Here is a 1,367-nt window from a genome sequence, read left to right on the forward strand (position 1 = left end):
AGAGTAAACAGGCCAAGATGAGAATCTTGTTCAATAGGAACGACGCCAGTTCAGACAGATCCAATCTTGGCCGTTTGGGATTCTGTGACAATTCTTCCTGCGAACCGGTACCCGTACCGGTTCCTTCTTCATCTCGTGATCTGAACACAATTCTGTAGACACTTTCCGACCAAGTCTCGCAAGATCCATCTCTCAAACTGTGTGGAAAGTGTGACAATTCTTCCTGGTACTTGAAATTCTGGTTCCGATAATCATCAGAAAAAATAAGGTTGACCATTTTTGGTCAACCTTTGTTGTTGATTGTATTAGAATCCTTTTGAGTGATATATGATCTTTAGATAGCTTTAAACTCAAAGGTCATTGTAGATTCATAGTCATCTGCAACAAGTGCATTAGCCCAGTCATTAGCATCTAATTCAACTGCAAGTGATGCATATGTTTTGGTGATAGCGGTTGCTTCAGTCACACTAATTGCAACAGGTTCAGATCCAACAGTAATGGCATTTGATGCGGTGTGGCTCACTGCAGTAGATGCTCCCTCTTCTGTCATATACAATGTGTAATCAATTGTAGTTGAAACAGCCTCAGAAGAAAGAACTTCAATATTGTTAAGAAACACATTAAAATTCTCATTGTTGCTGTTTACATGCAAGTAGGCAATTGGAGTGTCCTTCTTATTTGTATTATCTACACTGATTGCGTCCGTTTCTCCAATTAAGCTTCCAATAGTAGTCCAAGTGGGTTCATCAGAAGTTGTAGTAACTCCAAGGTAAGTAATATCAGAAATCAAAGTATTAATTTCTAAGCTTGCAGTTTCACCATCAGCAAACACGCCAGCCATTCCGATTACCAGTACCAATAAGATAGCAATAGTCTTTTTCATATCATTCATCCTTTTAAGGGCCTTGCCCTTGTGCAAGTTATTAAGCTCTTTTCCCTAAGCTTGTTTGTATATTAATAACAAAGGAGACTTATGTCAATACTAAACTAAAAAAAGTTTGAAAAAACCTGAGAATTTTTTTATAAATTTTTAATTATATAAATTATATAGATTTAAGAAATATCCATCTTATTCCAACTTGTGACAAATGGGTGTGGTTAAGACAGTATTCCATCAGTTTACACTTTTTGTCGGGGTCTTGAGTAAGAGCTAATTGGGGTACATATACCCTACTTACGTTATAAGTACGGTGGAAGCATAAGCCGGTTTTTCTGTATGAACTTGAATAAATATTCAGCTATAAGCGGTATTTTTAGTCGGTTAGCGCTTTTTATGAGTAAATACACAGGCAATATGCATGGATCGTGTAAGAACCCTTGCAAGCTGATATATGCCAGGGTTATTGATATATATATATATATATATA

General features: G+C 36.6%; 2 protein-coding genes. Both read right to left on the reverse strand.

The annotated features are described in order from the left end of the window. Positions 1–277, reverse strand: a 277-nt coding sequence (locus JF818_RS16345) for a hypothetical protein (protein WP_233066484.1), incomplete at its 3' end; no start/stop codon positions are given. Positions 278–334: 57 nt separating this feature from the next. Beyond that, positions 335–883, reverse strand: coding sequence for a hypothetical protein (locus tag JF818_RS06140; protein ID WP_198891134.1), 549 nt, complete (start codon positions 881–883; stop codon positions 335–337). Positions 884–1,367: the final 484 nt, after the last annotated feature.

It is taken from the genome of Sphaerochaeta sp. S2, from assembly GCF_016406725.1.
Classification (GTDB): domain Bacteria; phylum Spirochaetota; class Spirochaetia; order Sphaerochaetales; family Sphaerochaetaceae; genus Sphaerochaeta.